This is a genomic window from Planomicrobium sp. YIM 101495 (assembly GCF_009707665.1).
In the GTDB taxonomy this organism is placed as follows: Bacteria; Bacillota; Bacilli; order Bacillales_A; family Planococcaceae; genus Planococcus.
The window spans coordinates 1,134,693-1,152,534 of sequence record NZ_WLZW01000001.1 but is presented as its reverse complement, the minus strand read 5'-3'; the positions used below and the strand labels follow the sequence as shown (position 1 = coordinate 1,152,534).

The 17,842-nt window shown below is 47.8% G+C and carries 18 protein-coding genes; all 18 read left to right on the top strand.

Translation table 11 applies throughout. From position 1 onward, the window contains the following. The 18 genes from GIW82_RS05775 (at position 1) to GIW82_RS05690 (ending at position 17,792) form a co-directional block, all read left to right on the top strand. Positions 1-1,491 (top strand): MOP flippase family protein, encoded by a 1,491-nt coding sequence (locus GIW82_RS05775; protein ID WP_154748917.1) that lies wholly within the window; start codon positions 1-3, stop codon positions 1,489-1,491. Beyond that, the gene (locus GIW82_RS05770; RefSeq protein WP_154748916.1) at positions 1,491-2,495 is read left to right on the top strand and encodes a glycosyltransferase family 2 protein; all 1,005 of its coding nucleotides are present in this window, start codon (positions 1,491-1,493) and stop codon (positions 2,493-2,495) included. Before GIW82_RS05775 ends, GIW82_RS05770 begins: the two co-directional genes overlap by 1 nt. Positions 2,496-2,535: 40 nt before the next feature. Further along, positions 2,536-3,891, top strand: a complete 1,356-nt coding sequence (locus GIW82_RS05765) for an O-antigen ligase family protein (RefSeq protein ID WP_154748915.1) — start codon at positions 2,536-2,538, stop codon at positions 3,889-3,891. Continuing rightward, the gene (locus tag GIW82_RS05760; RefSeq protein WP_195913953.1) at positions 3,878-4,609 is read left to right on the top strand and encodes a YveK family protein; all 732 of its coding nucleotides are present in this window, start codon (positions 3,878-3,880) and stop codon (positions 4,607-4,609) included. The genes GIW82_RS05765 and GIW82_RS05760 overlap by 14 nt, the downstream gene beginning before the upstream one ends. Further along, the gene (locus GIW82_RS05755) at positions 4,606-5,313 is read left to right on the top strand and encodes a CpsD/CapB family tyrosine-protein kinase (RefSeq protein WP_154748913.1); all 708 of its coding nucleotides are present in this window, start codon (positions 4,606-4,608) and stop codon (positions 5,311-5,313) included. The genes GIW82_RS05760 and GIW82_RS05755 overlap by 4 nt, the downstream gene beginning before the upstream one ends. 34 nt (positions 5,314-5,347) lie before the next feature. Continuing rightward, positions 5,348-6,238 (top strand): UTP--glucose-1-phosphate uridylyltransferase GalU, encoded by an 891-nt coding sequence (galU, locus tag GIW82_RS05750; RefSeq protein ID WP_154748912.1) that lies wholly within the window; start codon positions 5,348-5,350, stop codon positions 6,236-6,238. A gap of 10 nt (positions 6,239-6,248) precedes the next feature. Further along, a complete protein-coding gene (locus tag GIW82_RS15025) occupies positions 6,249-7,322 on the top strand; it encodes a glycosyltransferase family 4 protein (protein WP_154748911.1) in 1,074 nt (357 codons plus the stop codon). A 14-nt stretch (positions 7,323-7,336) separates the two neighbouring features. After that, a complete protein-coding gene (locus GIW82_RS05740) occupies positions 7,337-8,098 on the top strand; it encodes a WecB/TagA/CpsF family glycosyltransferase (RefSeq protein WP_154748910.1) in 762 nt (253 codons plus the stop codon). 255 nt (positions 8,099-8,353) lie between these two features. Beyond that, positions 8,354-9,676 (top strand): UDP-glucose dehydrogenase family protein, encoded by a 1,323-nt coding sequence (locus GIW82_RS05735; protein WP_154748909.1) that lies wholly within the window; start codon positions 8,354-8,356, stop codon positions 9,674-9,676. Between the two features lie 82 nt (positions 9,677-9,758). Further along, positions 9,759-10,406, top strand: coding sequence for a sugar transferase (locus GIW82_RS05730; RefSeq protein ID WP_370456018.1), 648 nt, complete (start codon positions 9,759-9,761; stop codon positions 10,404-10,406). 161 nt (positions 10,407-10,567) lie between these two features. Then, on the top strand, positions 10,568-10,876 hold the full coding sequence (locus GIW82_RS05725; protein WP_154748908.1) for a PadR family transcriptional regulator: 309 nt from the start codon (positions 10,568-10,570) through the stop codon (positions 10,874-10,876). A 17-nt stretch (positions 10,877-10,893) separates the two neighbouring features. Continuing rightward, the gene (gene chrA / locus GIW82_RS05720; protein ID WP_154748907.1) at positions 10,894-12,078 is read left to right on the top strand and encodes a chromate efflux transporter; all 1,185 of its coding nucleotides are present in this window, start codon (positions 10,894-10,896) and stop codon (positions 12,076-12,078) included. A gap of 75 nt (positions 12,079-12,153) precedes the next feature. Continuing rightward, positions 12,154-13,020 carry an SGNH/GDSL hydrolase family protein gene (locus tag GIW82_RS05715; RefSeq protein ID WP_154748906.1) on the top strand — a complete coding sequence of 289 codons (867 nt, stop codon included), beginning with the start codon at positions 12,154-12,156 and terminating at the stop codon, positions 13,018-13,020. Between the two features lie 128 nt (positions 13,021-13,148). Beyond that, positions 13,149-14,282 (top strand): M20 peptidase aminoacylase family protein, encoded by a 1,134-nt coding sequence (locus GIW82_RS05710; protein WP_154748905.1) that lies wholly within the window; start codon positions 13,149-13,151, stop codon positions 14,280-14,282. A 136-nt stretch (positions 14,283-14,418) separates the two neighbouring features. Further along, positions 14,419-15,387 (top strand): glycosyltransferase family 2 protein, encoded by a 969-nt coding sequence (locus GIW82_RS05705; RefSeq protein ID WP_154748904.1) that lies wholly within the window; start codon positions 14,419-14,421, stop codon positions 15,385-15,387. Then, a complete protein-coding gene (locus tag GIW82_RS05700) occupies positions 15,387-17,126 on the top strand; it encodes a DUF6020 family protein (protein ID WP_154748903.1) in 1,740 nt (579 codons plus the stop codon). Before GIW82_RS05705 ends, GIW82_RS05700 begins: the two co-directional genes overlap by 1 nt. Then, positions 17,123-17,461 carry a DMT family transporter gene (locus tag GIW82_RS05695; RefSeq protein ID WP_154748902.1) on the top strand — a complete coding sequence of 113 codons (339 nt, stop codon included), beginning with the start codon at positions 17,123-17,125 and terminating at the stop codon, positions 17,459-17,461. Before GIW82_RS05700 ends, GIW82_RS05695 begins: the two co-directional genes overlap by 4 nt. Further along, the gene (locus tag GIW82_RS05690; protein WP_370456017.1) at positions 17,448-17,792 is read left to right on the top strand and encodes an EamA family transporter; all 345 of its coding nucleotides are present in this window, start codon (positions 17,448-17,450) and stop codon (positions 17,790-17,792) included. Before GIW82_RS05695 ends, GIW82_RS05690 begins: the two co-directional genes overlap by 14 nt. Positions 17,793-17,842 lie beyond the last annotated feature (50 nt).

Here is a 17,842-nt window from a genome sequence, read left to right as displayed (position 1 = left end):
ATGTCTGAATTAAAAACAAAAGCATCAGCGGGAGTGAAGTTCACTTCATTATCAGTTGCATCAGTCAGTCTTTTGCAGATAATCCAGTTGATTGTTCTTGGCCGACTGCTCGGACCGGAAATATTCGGTTTGATTGCATTGATTCAAATCGTCATCCAGTTTTCCCAGTTGCTTATGGACATGGGCATCACGGATGCGATCGTCCACAAGAAAAAGATCAGCCGTACTTCTTTATCGAGCCTGTACTGGTTTTCGATCGTAGCGGGGGTCGTCCTATTTTGCTTATTGCTGGCGGCTGCGCCGTTCATCGCTGGTGCTTTTCGGGCGCCGGAACTGACGATGATGATCCAGGTCGTGGGCATCAGCTTTATCATCATCCCATTCGGACTCCAATTTCAGACGCTTGCCGTCAAAAGGATGGAATTCAAGGACTTGACGAAAGTTGAAGTCTTTGCGGCTGTATGTGGCACGGTTGTCACGCTGTCACTCGTCATCTTTTTCCACATCGGGGTGTGGGCGGTCGTCTGGGGATACTTGGCGATGGTGGTGACCAAGACAATTCCATGGATCATCATCGGCTTCCGGGATATAGAATCGAAGCCGGATATTGAATTCTCCTGGAGTGCAATAAAAGAACTCGTGTCGTTCGGGATGTATCGTCTCGGCGCGACAGCTGCAAATACGGTCAACACGAAAATCGACCAAATTGTCATCGGTGTGATGCTGGGACCGCAATTGCTGGCATTTTACAGCATGGCAATCAACTTGGTCATGCAGCCGGTCCAAAAGTTGAACCCTGTCATCACCAAATTATCGTTACCGATTTTTTCCCAAATCCAAAATGATAAAAAACGGTTGAAGAAATGGTATTTGTTCGTCATCCATCTGCTGATGGTCTTGAATGCGCCGTTATATGCAGGGCTTGCGCTTCTTGCGCCATTTGCTGTCCCGCTGTTATTGGGAGAAGAGTGGACGAGTATCATCGGGCTTGTACAGATCCTCTGCATTTACGCGCTATTCCGTTCGCTCGGCAATCCAAGTGGAAGCTTGTTCATCGCGGTGGGAAAAGTTCGTTGGAGCTTCTATTGGCAACTGTCGTTGTTGGTCGTCGTCCCTGCAGTTGTCTACGTATCAGCGTTGACAGGTGATATCGCGGTCGTAGCAGTCGCAATGGCCGCATTGCGGATTTTCCTGTTCTATCTCAATTATGCGATCCGGATCCGCTTGATCATCGGGGATTGCTTAGGGGAACTGTCGCGAACAATCGCAATGCCATTACTGCATGCATGTATCATGGCGATCTCGCTCTCCGGCATGCTTTGGTTGATGCCGGAGACAGGAAATATACAGTTGTTATTGATCACCATCGTGAGCGGCGCAGTGATTTATAGCGTCTTGCTCCTATTCTTCGAAAAAGATCTGGTGGGGGATATAAAAGGGCTGGTCAGAAAGAAAACGGTTGACCAGCAAGCGGGAGGAGGAATCAGATGATGGACTCACGAACAAACAACGGGCTCAATGTGGGCTTTGCCGCAACCAGAGGTTACCGTGTGAGTATTGTCATTCCAACATATAATCGGGCAGCGATGGTCAGAGAAGCCTTGAAAAGCTTGCAGATGCAGACAATCCAAGATTTCGAAATCATTGTAGTGGACGATTGCTCGGAAGATGATACGAAATCAGTAATAGAAGAAATCGCGGATTCCCGACTTCTTTATATCCGTCACGATAAGAATAGTGGTGGTGCAAGCGCGCGTAATACAGGGATTTGCGCAGCTACAGGTGAATTCATCGCCTTTTTGGACTCCGATGATCAGTGGTGCCCTGAGAAACTTGAGAAGCAGCTTCAAGTATTTTCCAGAGATTCTGGAATCGGCGCGGTCTATGCCGGATTCAATGCAATGAATGGAGATCTTCTTCTATGGAAATCTATTCCGGTTCATCGCGGGCAATTGATCGATCGGTTAATGGCGTATAACTGTATCGATACGACATCTTCCATCATTGTAAAGAAGGAACTGCTTTGTGAGATCGAGGGGTTCGATGAGAGCTTGCCGAGCTGTCAAGATTGGGATCTCTACATTCGGCTCGCGGGACGAACACGGATCGATTTCGTGAAAGAGCCGCTCGTCCTTTTCCAACAGCACCCAGGAGAACGGATTACGACCAACAACTCGGCTGTCATCAGAGGACACTTATTAATGTACGATAAGCATAAGCAACTCGCACGAGAGCGTGGAAAGTATGTCTTCGGGAAATTCAATTTGACCGTCGGGAAAATCCTACTGAAAAATGGCATGATCAGCCGCGATAAAAAAACCGTTAAACTATCGCGGGAAGTGCTGAAAGAAGCGTTGGTGACTGGTGGCTACTCTCCGAAACATCTATTGCTTTACGGTTCCACGTTCGTTCATCTTGCCTTATTGAACATGCTGTACGTATTCAGTAAGAAACGGGCGAAAGGGATGCTCCAATTCTTTGGCTCAGCTTCCTGAAGAGGGTAGATAGACATCGACTGAAAAGAAGGTGTGGCGGATGAATGAATTACAAAGCTTGGAAAGGAAACACTTGAGGTGGGGTGCCTTGCCGGTCATCATAGGCGCTGTTGCAATCGGAGCTGTAGTAAGCTACGAATCGGCGCTGGTTTTATTATTGTGCGGCGTGCTGCTGTTTGGAGGAGCTTTGTTGCTGAAGCCTGAAATGGTGCCGCTCGTCCTTTTATTGTTATCGGCCATTTCATTGGATGTCGTGATCAACTTTACGGTCGCCGGTTTTGATGCAGTCACCTTTTATAAAATCGGCATCTTGTTGACGGTGGCACTTTCCATTCGGCTGTATGGCTATACACTGATAAACATTGAACCACTCATCGTGTTGGGGGGAGCGATGGTGATCAGTTATACACTATCCGATTTCCACCCGAACTTGAGCAGTATCAGCCCACTGGTCGTCTTGCTCGGAGTCGGTGCACCATTCCTCCTGCTCACAGTCAAATGGGACGCAAAAATCGCCAACCTTTTTCTGCTGCTTATCCCACTTCTGTCACTTGTCAGTATCGGTACCGGCTTTTTATTGGAGTTGCTAGGGATGCATACCATTTTCCACCAAGAGTATTTGGGCGCCAACCGGCTGCAGGGTGCTAATATGGGGGCGCACTTGGCGATGCTTGCCTTCATGGGATTTGCCGTGAGTCTGATTGAAATGAAAAGACGACCGGAGATGCGGATTTTCTTTCTTATGCTGGCGGGCATCAATTTTACTGTCATGTTCGCTACCGGTACCCGCGGAGCATTGATTTCTTGTCTCTTTCTGATTGTCTTGTTCGTCCTGGATTATTTGAAGGATTATTTGAAAGGGCGTATTTTGGCGATTGTGCCGCTCGTCCTGCTCCTGTCTGTCGGGACTGCTGTCATGGTGAGCCAGTGGGAAAACATCTTGGAACGGACATTCAACGAACATGCAAGCAGTGAACTTGGAGTGAATCTATCAGGCAGGGAAGTAGCTTGGGGATTTTTCTTGACAGAAGCAGATGGGTCTGAAGTGTTCGGTCAAGGGCTAGGAGCTTCACTTGTCGTCAATGATGGTTCTTTATTCTCAGGATTTACCGTACCCCATAATGAATACATCCGTTTCTATTTCGACACGGGGGTCGTCGGGGCGCTTCTGTTCTTCCTAGCATTGATCCTAGTATTTTCAAGAATTGGGAGGAGTATACCGGGTGCTTTACGCTATTACCATTTCGCATTGATCGCAGGTGTATTTGTTTATTCGTTTGTAGACAATACGTTATCGACAATTCATTTCATCGTTCCATTCTGCTTATATTTATCAGCGATGGCTTCGATTTACAGACAACCAGACGAAAGGAGTGATGGACGTGGAGGATTCTAAAAAACTGAAGAAAATGTTCAAAATATTTAGGAAAAGAATCAGTTTCGTAATCAGCTTTGTATTTTTAGCGGTCATTACAGCTGCGATCATTTCTTCTTATGCGATTGTACCGGTCTACGAAGTGTCTACCCAGATCCTGGTCAATCAAGAGCGCACAATCCCCGGCGACCGGGAAGAGAGGGATATTCAGCTGGATCTAGGTTTGATCGATACGTATCGGGACATCATCAAAAGCACTGTAATCCTGGAAAAAGTGATCGACAAGGAAAACTTGAACATGACGCCTGAAGCGCTTTTCGATAAAGTCACGATTCGCACGAACGATAACTCCCAGGTGGTGAATATTTTCATCGTCGATGAGAATCAGTCACGGGCTGTAGAAATCGCGAATACAATCACAGAAACGTTCCAGGAGGAGATCCAAACGCTGATGAATACAAATAACGTCAATATTCTGTCTCCAGCTGTTGTGAGGAGTGACTTGGAACCGATCAATGTGAATCCAATTTTAAATATCGCCCTTGCCGGGTTCGTCTCCTTCATATTCGGCACAATCATCGCATTCTTGATGGAGTTCCTGGATCAATCGTTGAAGAGTGAAGAAGATGTGGAACTGGCGCTCGGCGTTCCTGTGCTTGGGGTCATTTCTCCATTTGTTATGGAAAAAGAGGCTGGGCAAGTCGTACATCCTGCGTTGAAGAGGAGGGAAGCGCAATGACGCAATTCCGTAAACAAAAACCGAGTGGCACCAAGCGGATGGTCATCAATATCGATCAGCCTCAATCATTTGCAGCAGAACAATTTCGTGCATTGCGGACCAATCTCAGTTTCTCGGCCATAGAAGGAGAATTGTCGACCATTATGATTACATCGGCAGGACCAGCAGAAGGAAAGTCGACCGTGGCATCCAATCTGGCTTCAATTTATGCGCAGGAAGGGAAAAAGGTATTGCTCATCGATTCAGATATGCGGAAGCCGACGATGCACTATATCTTTCCGGTCAGAAATAATTTAGGGCTCTCGACTATACTAAGTGGACATTCGGCCTTGAAGAATACGATTAAAGGAACCGCTATTCCGAATTTGGACCTCCTTCCTGCTGGTCCGATTCCACCGAATCCGGCAGAATTGCTGACACAACCGGTTATGGACCGATTAATCGAAGAATTGACAGTCGGCTACGATCTTGTCATCGTTGATGCGCCGCCGATCCTTTCCTTTTCAGATGCCCAGATCATCGGAAACAAATGCAAAAATGCATTGCTTGTTGTCCATTCCGGCAGAACCGTAAGAGATGATGCGATCAAAGCGAAAGAAATGATTTTATTGTCAGGCTGTTCGCTTCTTGGGGTGGTCATGAACAAATTAATGCAGCAGCAGAACAAATCCTATTTCGAATCTTATAAAAAGCAGATGCGCTGAAACAAGAATCTGAGATGGAAAGGACGAGATTTGAATGAAAAGAGTGACGAAAGCAATCATTCCGGCGGCTGGCCTTGGAACCCGTTTTTTGCCAGTGACAAAAGCGATGCCGAAGGAGATGCTGCCGATATTGGATAAGCCGACGATCCAATATATTGTCGAGGAAGCGATCGAGTCAGGGATAGAAGATTTGATCATCGTAACCGGGAAAGGAAAGCGGGCAATCGAAGATCATTTCGATACGAATTTCGAGCTGGAAGAGAACTTAATCAAGAAGGAGAAGTACGAGCTGCTGAAAAAAGTGCAAAGCTGCTCGAAAGTCGAAATCCATTACATCCGTCAAAAAGAGCCACGTGGGCTTGGCCACGCCGTTTGGAGCGCACGCAAATTCATCGGAAATGAACCGTTCGCTGTCCTGCTCGGCGACGATATTGTACAGTCGCCAGAACCTTCGTTACGGCAGTTGATCAAGCAATATGAGGAAACCGGGAATTCAGTCATCGGTGTCCAATCCGTTCCGGACGAAGAGACCCCTCGCTATGGCATTATTGATCCTATTCAACAAGATGGGAGGCTTTACAAAGTCGGTGATTTCATCGAGAAGCCGTCACTTGGAACGGCTCCTTCCAATTTGGCGATCATGGGACGCTACATTTTGACACCTGAAATATTCGGCTTCCTTGGCGAGCATGAAGTAGGAGCGGGCGGGGAAATCCAACTGACGGATGCAATCCAGAAGTTGAATGAAATCCAATCTGTCTTTGCCTATGATTTTGTCGGGAAGCGTTACGACGTCGGAGAGATGCTCGGATTCATCCGGACGACAATCGACTTTGCGGTCAACAGCCCGATTTACGGAGAACAGGTAAAAGAAATCATTTGGGAATTGTTTCCGGAATACGAAAAACATTCATTGATGAAGTGAGGTGGACAAAGTGGAGCGACCAATCGAAGTGTTGATGTGTGGATCGAGAACTTCGGTCAAGGGGGGGATTACTACTGTCGTCGAATCATTCCTCCGACATGAATTCAACAGTGCAATCCGGCTGACTTACATCCCGACGCACACGGAAAAAGGAAAAGTGTTCAACTCATTCTATTTCGGGGTGAAATTATTTGCGGTGGCAGCGCACCTTGTTTTGAGACAGCCGGCATACGTTCATCTCCATATGTCCGAACGGGGAAGCTTCATCCGAAAATATATTTTATTCCATCTTGGGAAGAGCGCAGATAGCCAGGTCGTCGTGCATACGCATGGCGCTGAGTTTAAGCAATATTATTTGGAAGCGTCGTTAAATAGGAAAAAGCAGATCCTTCGATTGTTGAAAGAAGCTGATCGCGTCATTGTCCTAGGCGAAAGCTGGGAACGCATTTTGCAGGAAATCGAACCTGCTACCAATACTGAGATCTTGATGAACGCTGTCCCGATACCGGTTCATCTGAGGAATGTAACGGATAAAGCTGTCCTATCGATTCTTTTTCTAGCAGTGTTGATCGAGCGCAAGGGGATTTTAGATTTGATTGAAGCAGCAGTGGAATTCTTGCCAGAAGCGGAACGTGCCGGAAAAGAGGTTCAGTTCAATATTGCGGGAGACGGAGAACTGATGGAGCAAGCGAAGCGGTTAACTGAAACGTTAGGGATCGGAGAGAAATTTGCGTTCCACGGATGGATTGGCCCAGAGAAGAAGGAAGAATTGTTGAGACAGGCTGACTTGTTCGTCTTGCCGTCTTATAACGAAGGGCTGCCGCTATCCATACTTGAGGCGATGAGCTTCGGCATTCCGATCATCTCGACAGATGTGGGGAGTGTGGATGAAGCGGTCATCGATGGCGTAAATGGCTACTTGATCCAACCAGGTGACCGGGAAGCACTTACGGAATCATTGGTGAGTTGTCTCGATGAATCGAATCTCGAGAAAATGGGAGCGGTTTCTAGAGAACTGGCAAAACAGAAATTCGATGAGCAATTGTATTTCGAGAAAGTGGAAGCAATGTACCGCGCAAAGTAAAGGAGGGCTGAAACATGCAGAATCGGATGTTCGGCAATGTACCTCTTCATGGAATTGCAAAAGAACGAGTGTTGAAGAAGCTCGCTGAACGTGCTGTGAGGGGGGAGAAGACGCGGATATTCTTTTTGAATGCCCACTGCTTCAATACGGCACAAAAAGATGCGGTCTATGCGCGTAGTTTGCAGCATGCGGAATTGGTCTTGAATGACGGGGTCGGGGTGGAGATCGGAGCGAAAATACTCGGCGTCCCGCTGGAAGAGAATTTGAACGGCACGGATTTTACACCGGAAGTGTTGAAGTCGTTAGCGAAGCTGGGAGGCCGTGTGTATTTACTTGGCGGAGAACCTGGCATTGCGCAAACTGCTGGCAAGAACATCGAGGGCACCTATCCAGGAATTCAAGTGACGGGCGTAAGCGATGGGTTTTTCTCGGATGACAAGGAGTTGGTCGACCGGATTAATAGTAGTAAATCAAACTTGCTCATTGTCGGGCTCGGCGTGCCGCTTCAGGAGAAGTGGATCACGGATTACCTCGACAGGCTGGACGTCCAGACGGTCATGGCTGTCGGCGCGTTCCTGGATTTTACTGCGGGAAAAGTTCCGCGTGCACCAATGCTTTTCCGGAAAGCGCGAGCGGAGTGGATATTTCGACTGCTGGTAGAGCCGAAGCGGATGTGGAAGCGTTACTTGTGGGGAAACATCGTCTTCTTCAAGCACATTGCGAAGTATAAATTCAATTCGAATATTGGAATCGGCAAAAAAGACTTGCCGCTATGAAGCCTCCTTGCTAAAAAAGGTGGCTTTTTTATTTACGCGCTTTTATCCCGGGGATGTTTCTTCTAAATAGATAGAATTTACTAATAATTTAACTTTACTTTAACCTAAGGAAAATATAATGGTTTTAAAGTCATGTAATTGTATAGTTTTTTTATTGAATTTTGAATAATACCCATTAAATCTGGGTACAAAGTATTTGTTTTATGCATTAGTTTTGTTGGGAAGAGAAAAGGTCATTTAGCAGGAGGGATCCAGTTGAAGATTTCAATCATAGGAGTTGGATATGTTGGACTTGTAACGGGCGTTTGTTTGGCGGAAATTGGCCATAAAGTGATTTGTCTGGACATCGATCCGCTCAAGGTCGAAATGCTGAAGACCGGGAAATCACCGATTTATGAGCCTGGCCTCGAAGAAATGATGAAGGATAATATGAAGCGTGGTCGGCTTTTCTTCACAAGCGATCCGGCTGAAGCTTTACACCGCAGTTCGGTGACGTACATCGCTGTCGGTACACCGGAGCGGCATGACGGTTCGGCGGATTTGACGTATGTGGACAGTGCAGCCTTTGAAATTGCAAAGAACGTCGATTGCGATACGGTAGTGGTAATGAAGAGCACCGTGCCGGTCGGAACGAATGAACGAGTGGAGAAAATCATCAGGGAGAACACGGCCGGGCAATTCACAGTCGATGTGGTCTCGAACCCTGAGTTTTTAAAGGAGGGAGACGCCATCAAGGATTCCTTCAATGGAGACAGGATCATCATCGGCGCAGAGAATGAACGTGCCGCACGTATAGTGGAACGGATCAATCAACCATTCGGCCTGCCGGTTTATAAGACGGACCGAAAAAGTGCAGAAATGATCAAATACGCATCGAACGCCTTTCTGGCGACAAAAATCAGTTTCATCAATGAAATTTCGAATATTTGTGAGCTGCTCGGAGCGGACGTCGAGAATGTCGCAGTCGGCATGGGAATGGACAAGCGGATCGGCGCTGATTTCTTGAAGGCTGGTATCGGCTATGGGGGTTCCTGCTTTCCGAAAGATACAAAAGCGCTGATTCAGATCGCAGGGAATGTTGCGTACGATTTCCGTCTACTGAAAGGTGTCATCAGTGTGAACCAGCAACAACAAGGCATTCTCTTGAAAAAACTGAACGCCTGTTTCCCGTCACTTGCACATAAACGAATCGCGGTGCTTGGCCTTGCATTCAAGCCAGGAACTGATGATATGCGCGAAGCGGCTTCCATCCTCGTGACGAACGAGCTAGTGAGTAGAGGCGCGCGAGTCGTGGCGTATGATCCGATTGCGATGGGGAATGCACGGATTCTATTGGATTCATCCATCACTTATGCACGAAATGCCGAAGAAGCAATCGTTGCATCCGATGCAGTCTTGATCTTGACGGAGTGGCCGGAAATCCGGCAGTTGAAACCAGATGTTTTCCTAAGCATGAAACGGCCGCTTGTCATCGATGGCCGGAATTGTTATGAACCAGCAGTAATGCAAGGACACGGTATTACGTATCATTCGATTGGAAGAACTGCCTTGGTGGCAGCTGAAACAATTCCGCTATGATCATTCAAATACTGGTAAGAAAGTGGTGATTCTCTTGACAATCTCTGCTCCAAAGAAAGAGGAACAAATTTTGACTCAAGAAGTGAAATATCCAGTCAAAAGCATCGTCGATCCGAATTCAACACGGCGCTATTTAGCTGCGAAACGAACGTTGGATATTGTCAGTGCATTGATCGGATTGATCGTTTTGATGCCGATCTTCCTTATCGTCGGTATCTGCATCAAATTGGAAGACCCAAAAGGCAGTGTCTTTTTCCAGCAGCAACGTGTCGGGAAGGATGGTGAACGGTTCGACATGTTCAAGTTCCGTTCCATGGTGTGTAATGCAGAAGAGTTGAAAGCTTGTTTAATACAGAAAAATGAAGCGTCAGGACCAGTGTTCAAAATGCGCCATGATCCACGTGTGACAAGAGTCGGAAGCTTTATCAGGCGGACGAGCATTGACGAATTTCCACAACTCATCAACGTGCTGAAGGGCCAGATGAGCCTTGTCGGGCCGAGACCTGCACTTCCGGATGAAGTGGCGCAATACACGCTTTATGAACGGCAACGCATCTTTGTTGTCCCAGGGTTGACGTGCTATTGGCAAGTAAGTGGAAGAGGGATGGTCAGTTTCGCCGAATGGGTCGAAATGGACTTGAGCTATATTCGGGACCGTACGTTTTGGCTCGATGTATCATTAATTTTAAGAACGGTGTTGGTCTTGTTTGGGTCGAAAAATGCATATTGATTAGGAAGCCTTCCGTTTTGCCTTACAAAAAGGAGCGGAAGGTTTTTTACATGTTTGTAAAGAGTGTGTAAAGTGGGGGATTCATGAGAATCATTATGGTAGACTGTTCATAACGGAAGTCGATATCGATTTCCAATATCAAAAATGAAAGGAGAAGCTGGATGGACGATAAAGTGCTGCGCAAGTTGTTTTCAGGATTCATACATATCCATATATTGCATCATGCGAAGGAAGAAGCTATCTTCGGTGCATGGATGCTCGAAGAATTACGCGAGCATGGCTATACCATTGGGCCAGGCACATTATATCCGATCTTGCACGGGATGGAAAGCGATGGACTCCTCGTAAGGGAAGATCGGAATGTGGACGGGAAAATCCGGAAGTATTATAGTGCTACCGAAAAAGGGGAAGTCATTTTGCGGGAAGCACGTGATAAGGCATATGAACTGTTCAAGGAAATAAAAGACTGAATTTAAAGGGGCATTCCATGAAGAATAAAAGTAGCTTCAAAACATTACTGGAAATCTTAATTGTGTCAACGCGTCTTGGTTTGACTTCATTCGGAGGACCGGTCGCGCATCTTGGCTATTTTCATGAAGAGTACGTGAAACGGAAGAAGTGGCTCGATGAAAAGAGTTACGCAGATCTCGTCGCGCTTGCACAATTCTTGCCGGGACCTGCAAGTAGCCAAGTCGGCATCGGAATCGGCGCGTTAAGAGGCGGCGTCGCTGGGGGCATCGTGTCATTTCTTGGTTTTACTTTGCCATCAGTTATTGCGTTAATCATCTTTGCGCTGTTCGTCGAGACATTCGACGTGGCGGACGCTGGATGGATCCAAGGATTGAAAATTGTCGCTGTAGCTGTTGTCGCACATGCGATTTTAGGGATGGCGAAAAATTTGGCACCGGATTTGAAGCGGAAAGCGATTGTATTATTCGCGCTGACGTTGACACTCTTTTGGCAAGCACCTTTTACCCATGCAGGTGTCATTTTAATCGCAGCGGTCATTGGATTTTTATTGTACCGGAACGAAGCGGATACACAGGAAGCCGGGATGGAGTTTCCGGTGTCGAAGCGGTTCGGGGTAATCTGCCTGACATTGTTCTTCGGACTTCTTGCATTACTGCCATTACTTCGCGAGTTGACAGGCTCTAATTGGGTCGCGATGTTCGATAGCTTTTACCGCGCAGGTGCGCTTGTGTTTGGTGGAGGACATGTCGTCTTGCCACTATTGGAACAGGAATTCGTTCCGACAGGCTGGCTGACGGAAGAGGCGTTTCTTGCAGGATACGGTGCGACACAAGCGGTGCCGGGACCGCTCTTCACGTTTGCGGCTTACTTAGGAGCGGTGATGGAAGGCTGGCAAGGCGGCTTGTTCGCGACTGCCTCAATTTTCTTGCCTGCGATGCTCCTGATTCTCGGGGCATTGCCATTTTGGAACGCACTCCGGATGAACCGGAAAGTGAAAGGCGCAATCATGGGGATTAACGCTGCGGTTCTCGGCATTTTGATTTCCGCTTTCTACACACCAATCTGGACGAGCAGCATCATCGAAGTGCATGACTTCGCGCTGGCAGCGGTATTATTCAGCTTGTTGGTCTACTGGAAGTTGCCACCGTGGATGATCGTCGTTATCGGTGCAGTCGGAGGATGGCTTCTTTCCTATATTTAAGTGGAGATTTTTACACCAAAAGACTCTGAAATAAGGTAAAATGGAAGAAATAACCCTATTCAGGAGGCAAATGTAGTGAAATTATTGCGGATTGTAATGGTCATGATCTTGATCGCCGGCATGGTCATCCTTATCATGGCGAGAGGAACATGGAATGAAAATATTGCAAAACACGCACGTGCAGATAGCGAGGCTACTGTGCCACAACCGAAAGAACAGAAGGATGGGATGTCCACCGACACTGAAGTGACTGATGAGAATATCGAGATGACCGATTTTTATCAGCGCTTGAGCAACCAGGAAATCTCGCGCATCAAACTGGTCGGTGATAACATCACAGCTGGCGCTGGGCTGCCTGGCTACACGACACAAGGGGGAGACGTCATATTCGATGCTTACGGAGAAGTGCACCGGGAAGCAGGGCGTGAGTCACCGTCATGGGCGAATCAGCTCCGTGATTATCTCAGTGATCCAGCATTCGGCGAAGTTGAACTGATCAACGCTGGCATTACCGACAAGACAGCTGCTTGGGTGCTGAACTATTTGCCGCATTTGATCGATCAGCAGGAGGATGTGGTCATCTTGATGATCGGGACTGACGACCGGATCAACAGCTCGATCGAGGAGTTCGAAGTGACGATGCGTGAATTGACTTCATCGATCGCTGAGCGCACAAACCAGTTGATCCTCGTATCGCCGCCACCATCCACACAGGAATTGTATGATTACAATTACACGATGGCGGAAGCGGATATGGTATTGAAGGAAATCGCGATGGACAATGATTATTTATTCCTTTCCCAGTTCGATGCAATCAATCAAGAACTGGCTGAACAGGGCCTCCCTTATGAACAGTTGATGAATACCGAAAATGCGAATCCGACCGAACAGGGACATGCTGTGATGTGGCGTGCGTTGGCGGACGTACTCGGCCTTCAGTGAATGAAACGGACCTACTGTGGAAGTTGATGACTTCTCCAGGAGGTCTTTTTTTTTACACGAGCTTGCCAAACTGTCGGGAAAGCGGAATAATTGGATTATTCTACAGATAGAAGATGGAGGGCGATGTCATGGAAGCGATCGTTGGAAAAGTTCAGCCGGTTGTAGAGGGATTATTTGCGTATCTTCATGCACACCCGGAAGTCAGTTGGAAGGAAATCGGGACGACCGCCTATTTGAAAGCATTTCTTGAGAACGAAGGTTTTATGGTCGAGACGTTCCCGGATACGACAGGGCTCGTTGTGACGGTCGGAAGCGGCAGCCCTTGTGTTGGCTTGCGTACAGACATCGATGCGCTTTGGCAGGAAGTTGACGGTGTGTATCAAGCGAACCATTCGTGCGGACACGATGCACATATGGCGATGGTGACAGGCGCCTTGCTGATGCTGAAGGAACTTGGGATCCCGAAAAAAGGAACACTGAAAGTGCTTTACCAGCCGGCCGAGGAAAAAGGGAGCGGCGCGCTTTCCTTCATCGATCAAGGTGTGGTGGATGACATCGATCATTTGTACGGCGTTCATCTTCGCCCGCAAGAAGAAGCACGCACGGGTTATGCGACACCAGCCATCCTGAACGGGGCAGCCAAGCTGATGAACGGGAAAATCAAAGGTACGGATGCACACGGCGCACGGCCGCATCAAGGGCAAAATGCAATCGAAGTGATGGCGATGCTCGTCCAGGCAATCCACTCGATTCACCTTGATCCGATGATTCCACATTCCGCGAAAGTGACGATGTTCCAAGCGGGCGGGGAATCGGCGAACATCATCCCCGGAACTGGCGTGTTCTCAGTGGATATGCGCGGGCAGACGAATCGAGTGATGGACCGGCTTTACGGAGAAGTGCAAGGGGCGATCCAGTCTGTCGCTTCTTATTTCAAAGTTGAAATCGAAACAACATTAACTGCAGAAATTGCAGCTGCGCAAGTGGATGAAGGTGCAGTCGAGCGGATGGCTGAAGCGATTGGACAAACGCTGGGAGCTGAGCGGATCTTACCGCGCTCGGTGACACCAGGCGGAGAAGACTTCCACTATTACACGCTGAAACGACCGCACATCAAAGCGACCATGCTGGGGCTTGGTTGCGATCTCGGACCGGGGCTCCATCACCCGAAAATGTCTTTCGATCAAAAAAGTTTGATGGCAGGTGTGGAAATTTTGACGCGTGTTGTCAAAGCGACGTTCGAACAAACGGATATGGAATGAACCTTGAATTGCCTTGCCGAAAGTTTGGTAAGGTATTTTTTTGTAAATATTATGTATGTAACCTTTTGATAAGCGTTCACGTCTGATTTAATATGCTATGATAGGAAAAGATTTCTATATCGAAGGAGCCATACGAATGAAAATTGCAGTTTTACTGCCTTGCTATAATGAAGAATTAACAATCGGCAAAGTCATCAATGATTTTCGGCGCGAATTGCCGACAGCCGATATTTACGTGTACGACAATAACTCGAGTGACCGGACGTCCGAAGTGGCACGGGAGCATGGCGCAATCGTCCGCTTTGAACCGAGACAAGGGAAAGGGAACGTCGTCCGTTCGATGTTCCGTCACATTGATGCGGACGTCTACGTCATGGCTGATGGAGACGATACATACCCTGCGGAGTTCGTCCACGAGATCATTCGCCCTGTGGTGGAAGGGAAGGCCAACCTCGTCATTGGTGATCGCTTATCCAATGGGACCTATTTCAACGAAAACAAACGCCAATTCCACGGTTTCGGCAACACACTTGTCAAAAACTTGATCAACAGGTTGTATAAAAGCAACATCACCGACATCATGACAGGCTACCGGGCGTTCGACCGCCTATTCGTCAAGTCGATGCCGGTGACGAGCCCGGGCTTCGAAATCGAGACGGAAATGAGCATCCATGCGCTCGATCACAAATTCTTGATCAAGGAAGTCGCAATCGATTACCGCGACCGCCCGGAAGGCAGCGAATCAAAGCTGAATACAGTCCAGGACGGGATAAAAGTACTGAAGATGATCTTCACTTTGTTTAAAGATTATAAGCCACTCCTGTTCTTCACGACATGGGCCGCAATTTTCTTCGTGCTCGGTCTCGCAGTTGGAACCCCGGTCATCGTCGAGTATGTGCAATCGACTTTCATCACCAAAGTTCCGTCAGCGATTCTTGCGGTCGGACTCGTTATGCTCTCGATGTTATCCTTCGCGAGTGGCCTGATCCTTGATACGGTAGCCGGAACGCACCGCAAGCATTATGAATTGGAACTGAACGCCATCATGGACCGCATCAATCATGAGAAATCTGCTGGAGCACGTGCAAAGCAGGAGACCTTATGATGAAAAATACATTTTTGAGAATGGGGCTGCTGATCGTGGCAGCCCTCTTGTTGAGTTTACCGGTGATCTTCTTCTTTTATCCGGTCCGGAATGCCGGAATCCCCGTAATCTTTTTGGTGGCGTTGATTTTGTTCGGTTTGTTTTATGCAGCTCTTCCTTTTCTGGATGAAATCAAACACTGGACGAAAGGGAAGAAAGTGAGTTTGTTCATTTTCTTACCGCTGTTTTCCGTATTGACAGCTTTTTCGATCCGGTCGGAACAGCATTTCCTGATGGATAACCACTGGTTTGTCATCGCGGGGGTGTTCCTCGGCATGTCAGCTGCAATCGCGCTTCTTGTGATCGTTCTTATCCGTCTTTTATTGATGGTTCCTGCAAAAGTGGGAGAACGGAAAACTTCCGCTTGGAAAATACTCTTATACAGTTTACCGATCGTCATGACGACGACGTTGATGTTCATCGCATTCTTCCCGGGTGCCATGACGCCCGACTCGCTCCAGCAGTGGGAGCAGTCGAAGACACAGGAATTCACGAACTGGCATCCGGTCATGTTCACATGGACGATCATGGGACTGACGCAGATTTGGGATAGCCCGGGCATCATCGTCTTGTTCCAGATGCTTCTCTTTGCACTTGTTATAGGCTATATGGGATATGTAATGGAACGTTTCCGCGTCCACAAGGCAATCATCTGGGGCGTGCTCATCTTCTTCGCCATCATGCCAGTCAATGCCGTGTATGCAATCATCATTTGGAAGGATGTCATTTACAGCATTTCGCTTCTGTTCTTCACGCTGCTCCTTGTGGTAATTGTCAAGACAGGCGGAGAAGAAATGCGGAAATGGACGTTTGTCGCGTTGTTCCTCCTGGGCTCCTTCGTACTCGTTTTCTTCCGGCATAATGGCTTCCCAGTCTTCGTCATTTCGATGATTGCGGTCCTGATCATGTACCGGCATATGTGGAAGCGGCTATTACCACTGTTCTTGGCAGTCATCATCTTACATGAAGTCGTCACGGGCCCTGTTTTTACAGCGCTCGAAATAGTGGATTCGGATCCGCAAGAAGCCCTCAGCATCCCGACACAGCAAATCGCGAATATCGTGGTGAGTGACGGGGACATGACGGACGACCAACGTAAGTATGTCGACAATCTGATGGCACTCGAATTATGGGAAGAGAAATACAATCCATATGCTGTCGACCCGATCAAGTTTTCATGGGGTGATTACGACAGATGGGTCATCTATAATGATTGGCCGCTGTATTTCAAAACATGGGGTTCACTGGTCGTTCAAAATCCTGGACTCGCCATTGAAGCATTCTTGGACGAAACATCGATCGTCTGGCAAATGACGATGCCGGAAGATTATAAAATGAACCGCTTTGTCACAAATATTTATCTCGGCAACGAATTCGGTCTCGTCAATACGATCATCGCCCCGGATCTGAAACAATTTTCACTCGACTATCTACAAGTGGATACGCCGGCTGAGGAGTACATTTGGCGTCCAGCCGTGTATACATTTTTTGCAGTTCTTCTGATCTATGTTGCTTATTTACGTAACAATTGGCGTGTTTGGCTCCTGCTGCTTCCAGTTGCACTGAATACTGCTGCTGTAATGGCGGCGATTCCGGCACAAGACTTCCGTTATCTATTCGGAAATAGTTTATTCTTTTATGCCGCCATCTTCATTGCATTGCTGTCATTCAGGCAGGAAAAAGGAAGGGATGCGGTATGAAGCAGGAACAAGGAACTTCCTGGATCGGCATCATTTTGATGATTGCCGCCGCGGGATCTACGGCAACCGGCCAGTTGTTCTGGAAGCTAACGGATTCGGTCTGGGATTGGGAATTGTGGCTCGGATTCATGCTATATGGCATGGGGGCGGTCCTGATGACGGTCGCCTTCCGTTTCGGCAAACTGTCTGTGTTACACCCGTTACTTAGTATCGGTTATGTCATCGCAGTTTTTTATGGCGCTGCTTTTTTGAATGAAGCAATGACGATGAATGTTACACTCGGAACGCTCTTGATTTTGATCGGCGTCGTTATCATCGGAGGTGATCGCAATTAACGGGTTACTTGTATTATTGCTGATTACGATGACGTGGCTCGGGGCGCTTGGCGGCTTTTTCTTGAAAAAAGTATCCGAATTCAGTTTCGAGACAGAGCGGCGGGCGGTGATTATCCGCCTTCTGCTTGGTGTGGGGTTATACGGGCTCGGCGCGATTTTGAATATTATTGCGCTGCAGTATTTGCCGTATACGACGGTTTTCCCGCTGACAGCGATTACGTATATTTGGACGATGCTGTTGTCGTTCTGGCTATTGAAGGAGCGGATCGGCATGCGCAAAATCATCGGTGTGTTGCTGATTTTGAGCGGGGCGTTTGTGCTGGTTGGGTAGAGGGGTGACATAGTGAGGGAGTTCGGGTGTTGCGTGAGTATCCGCTTCGG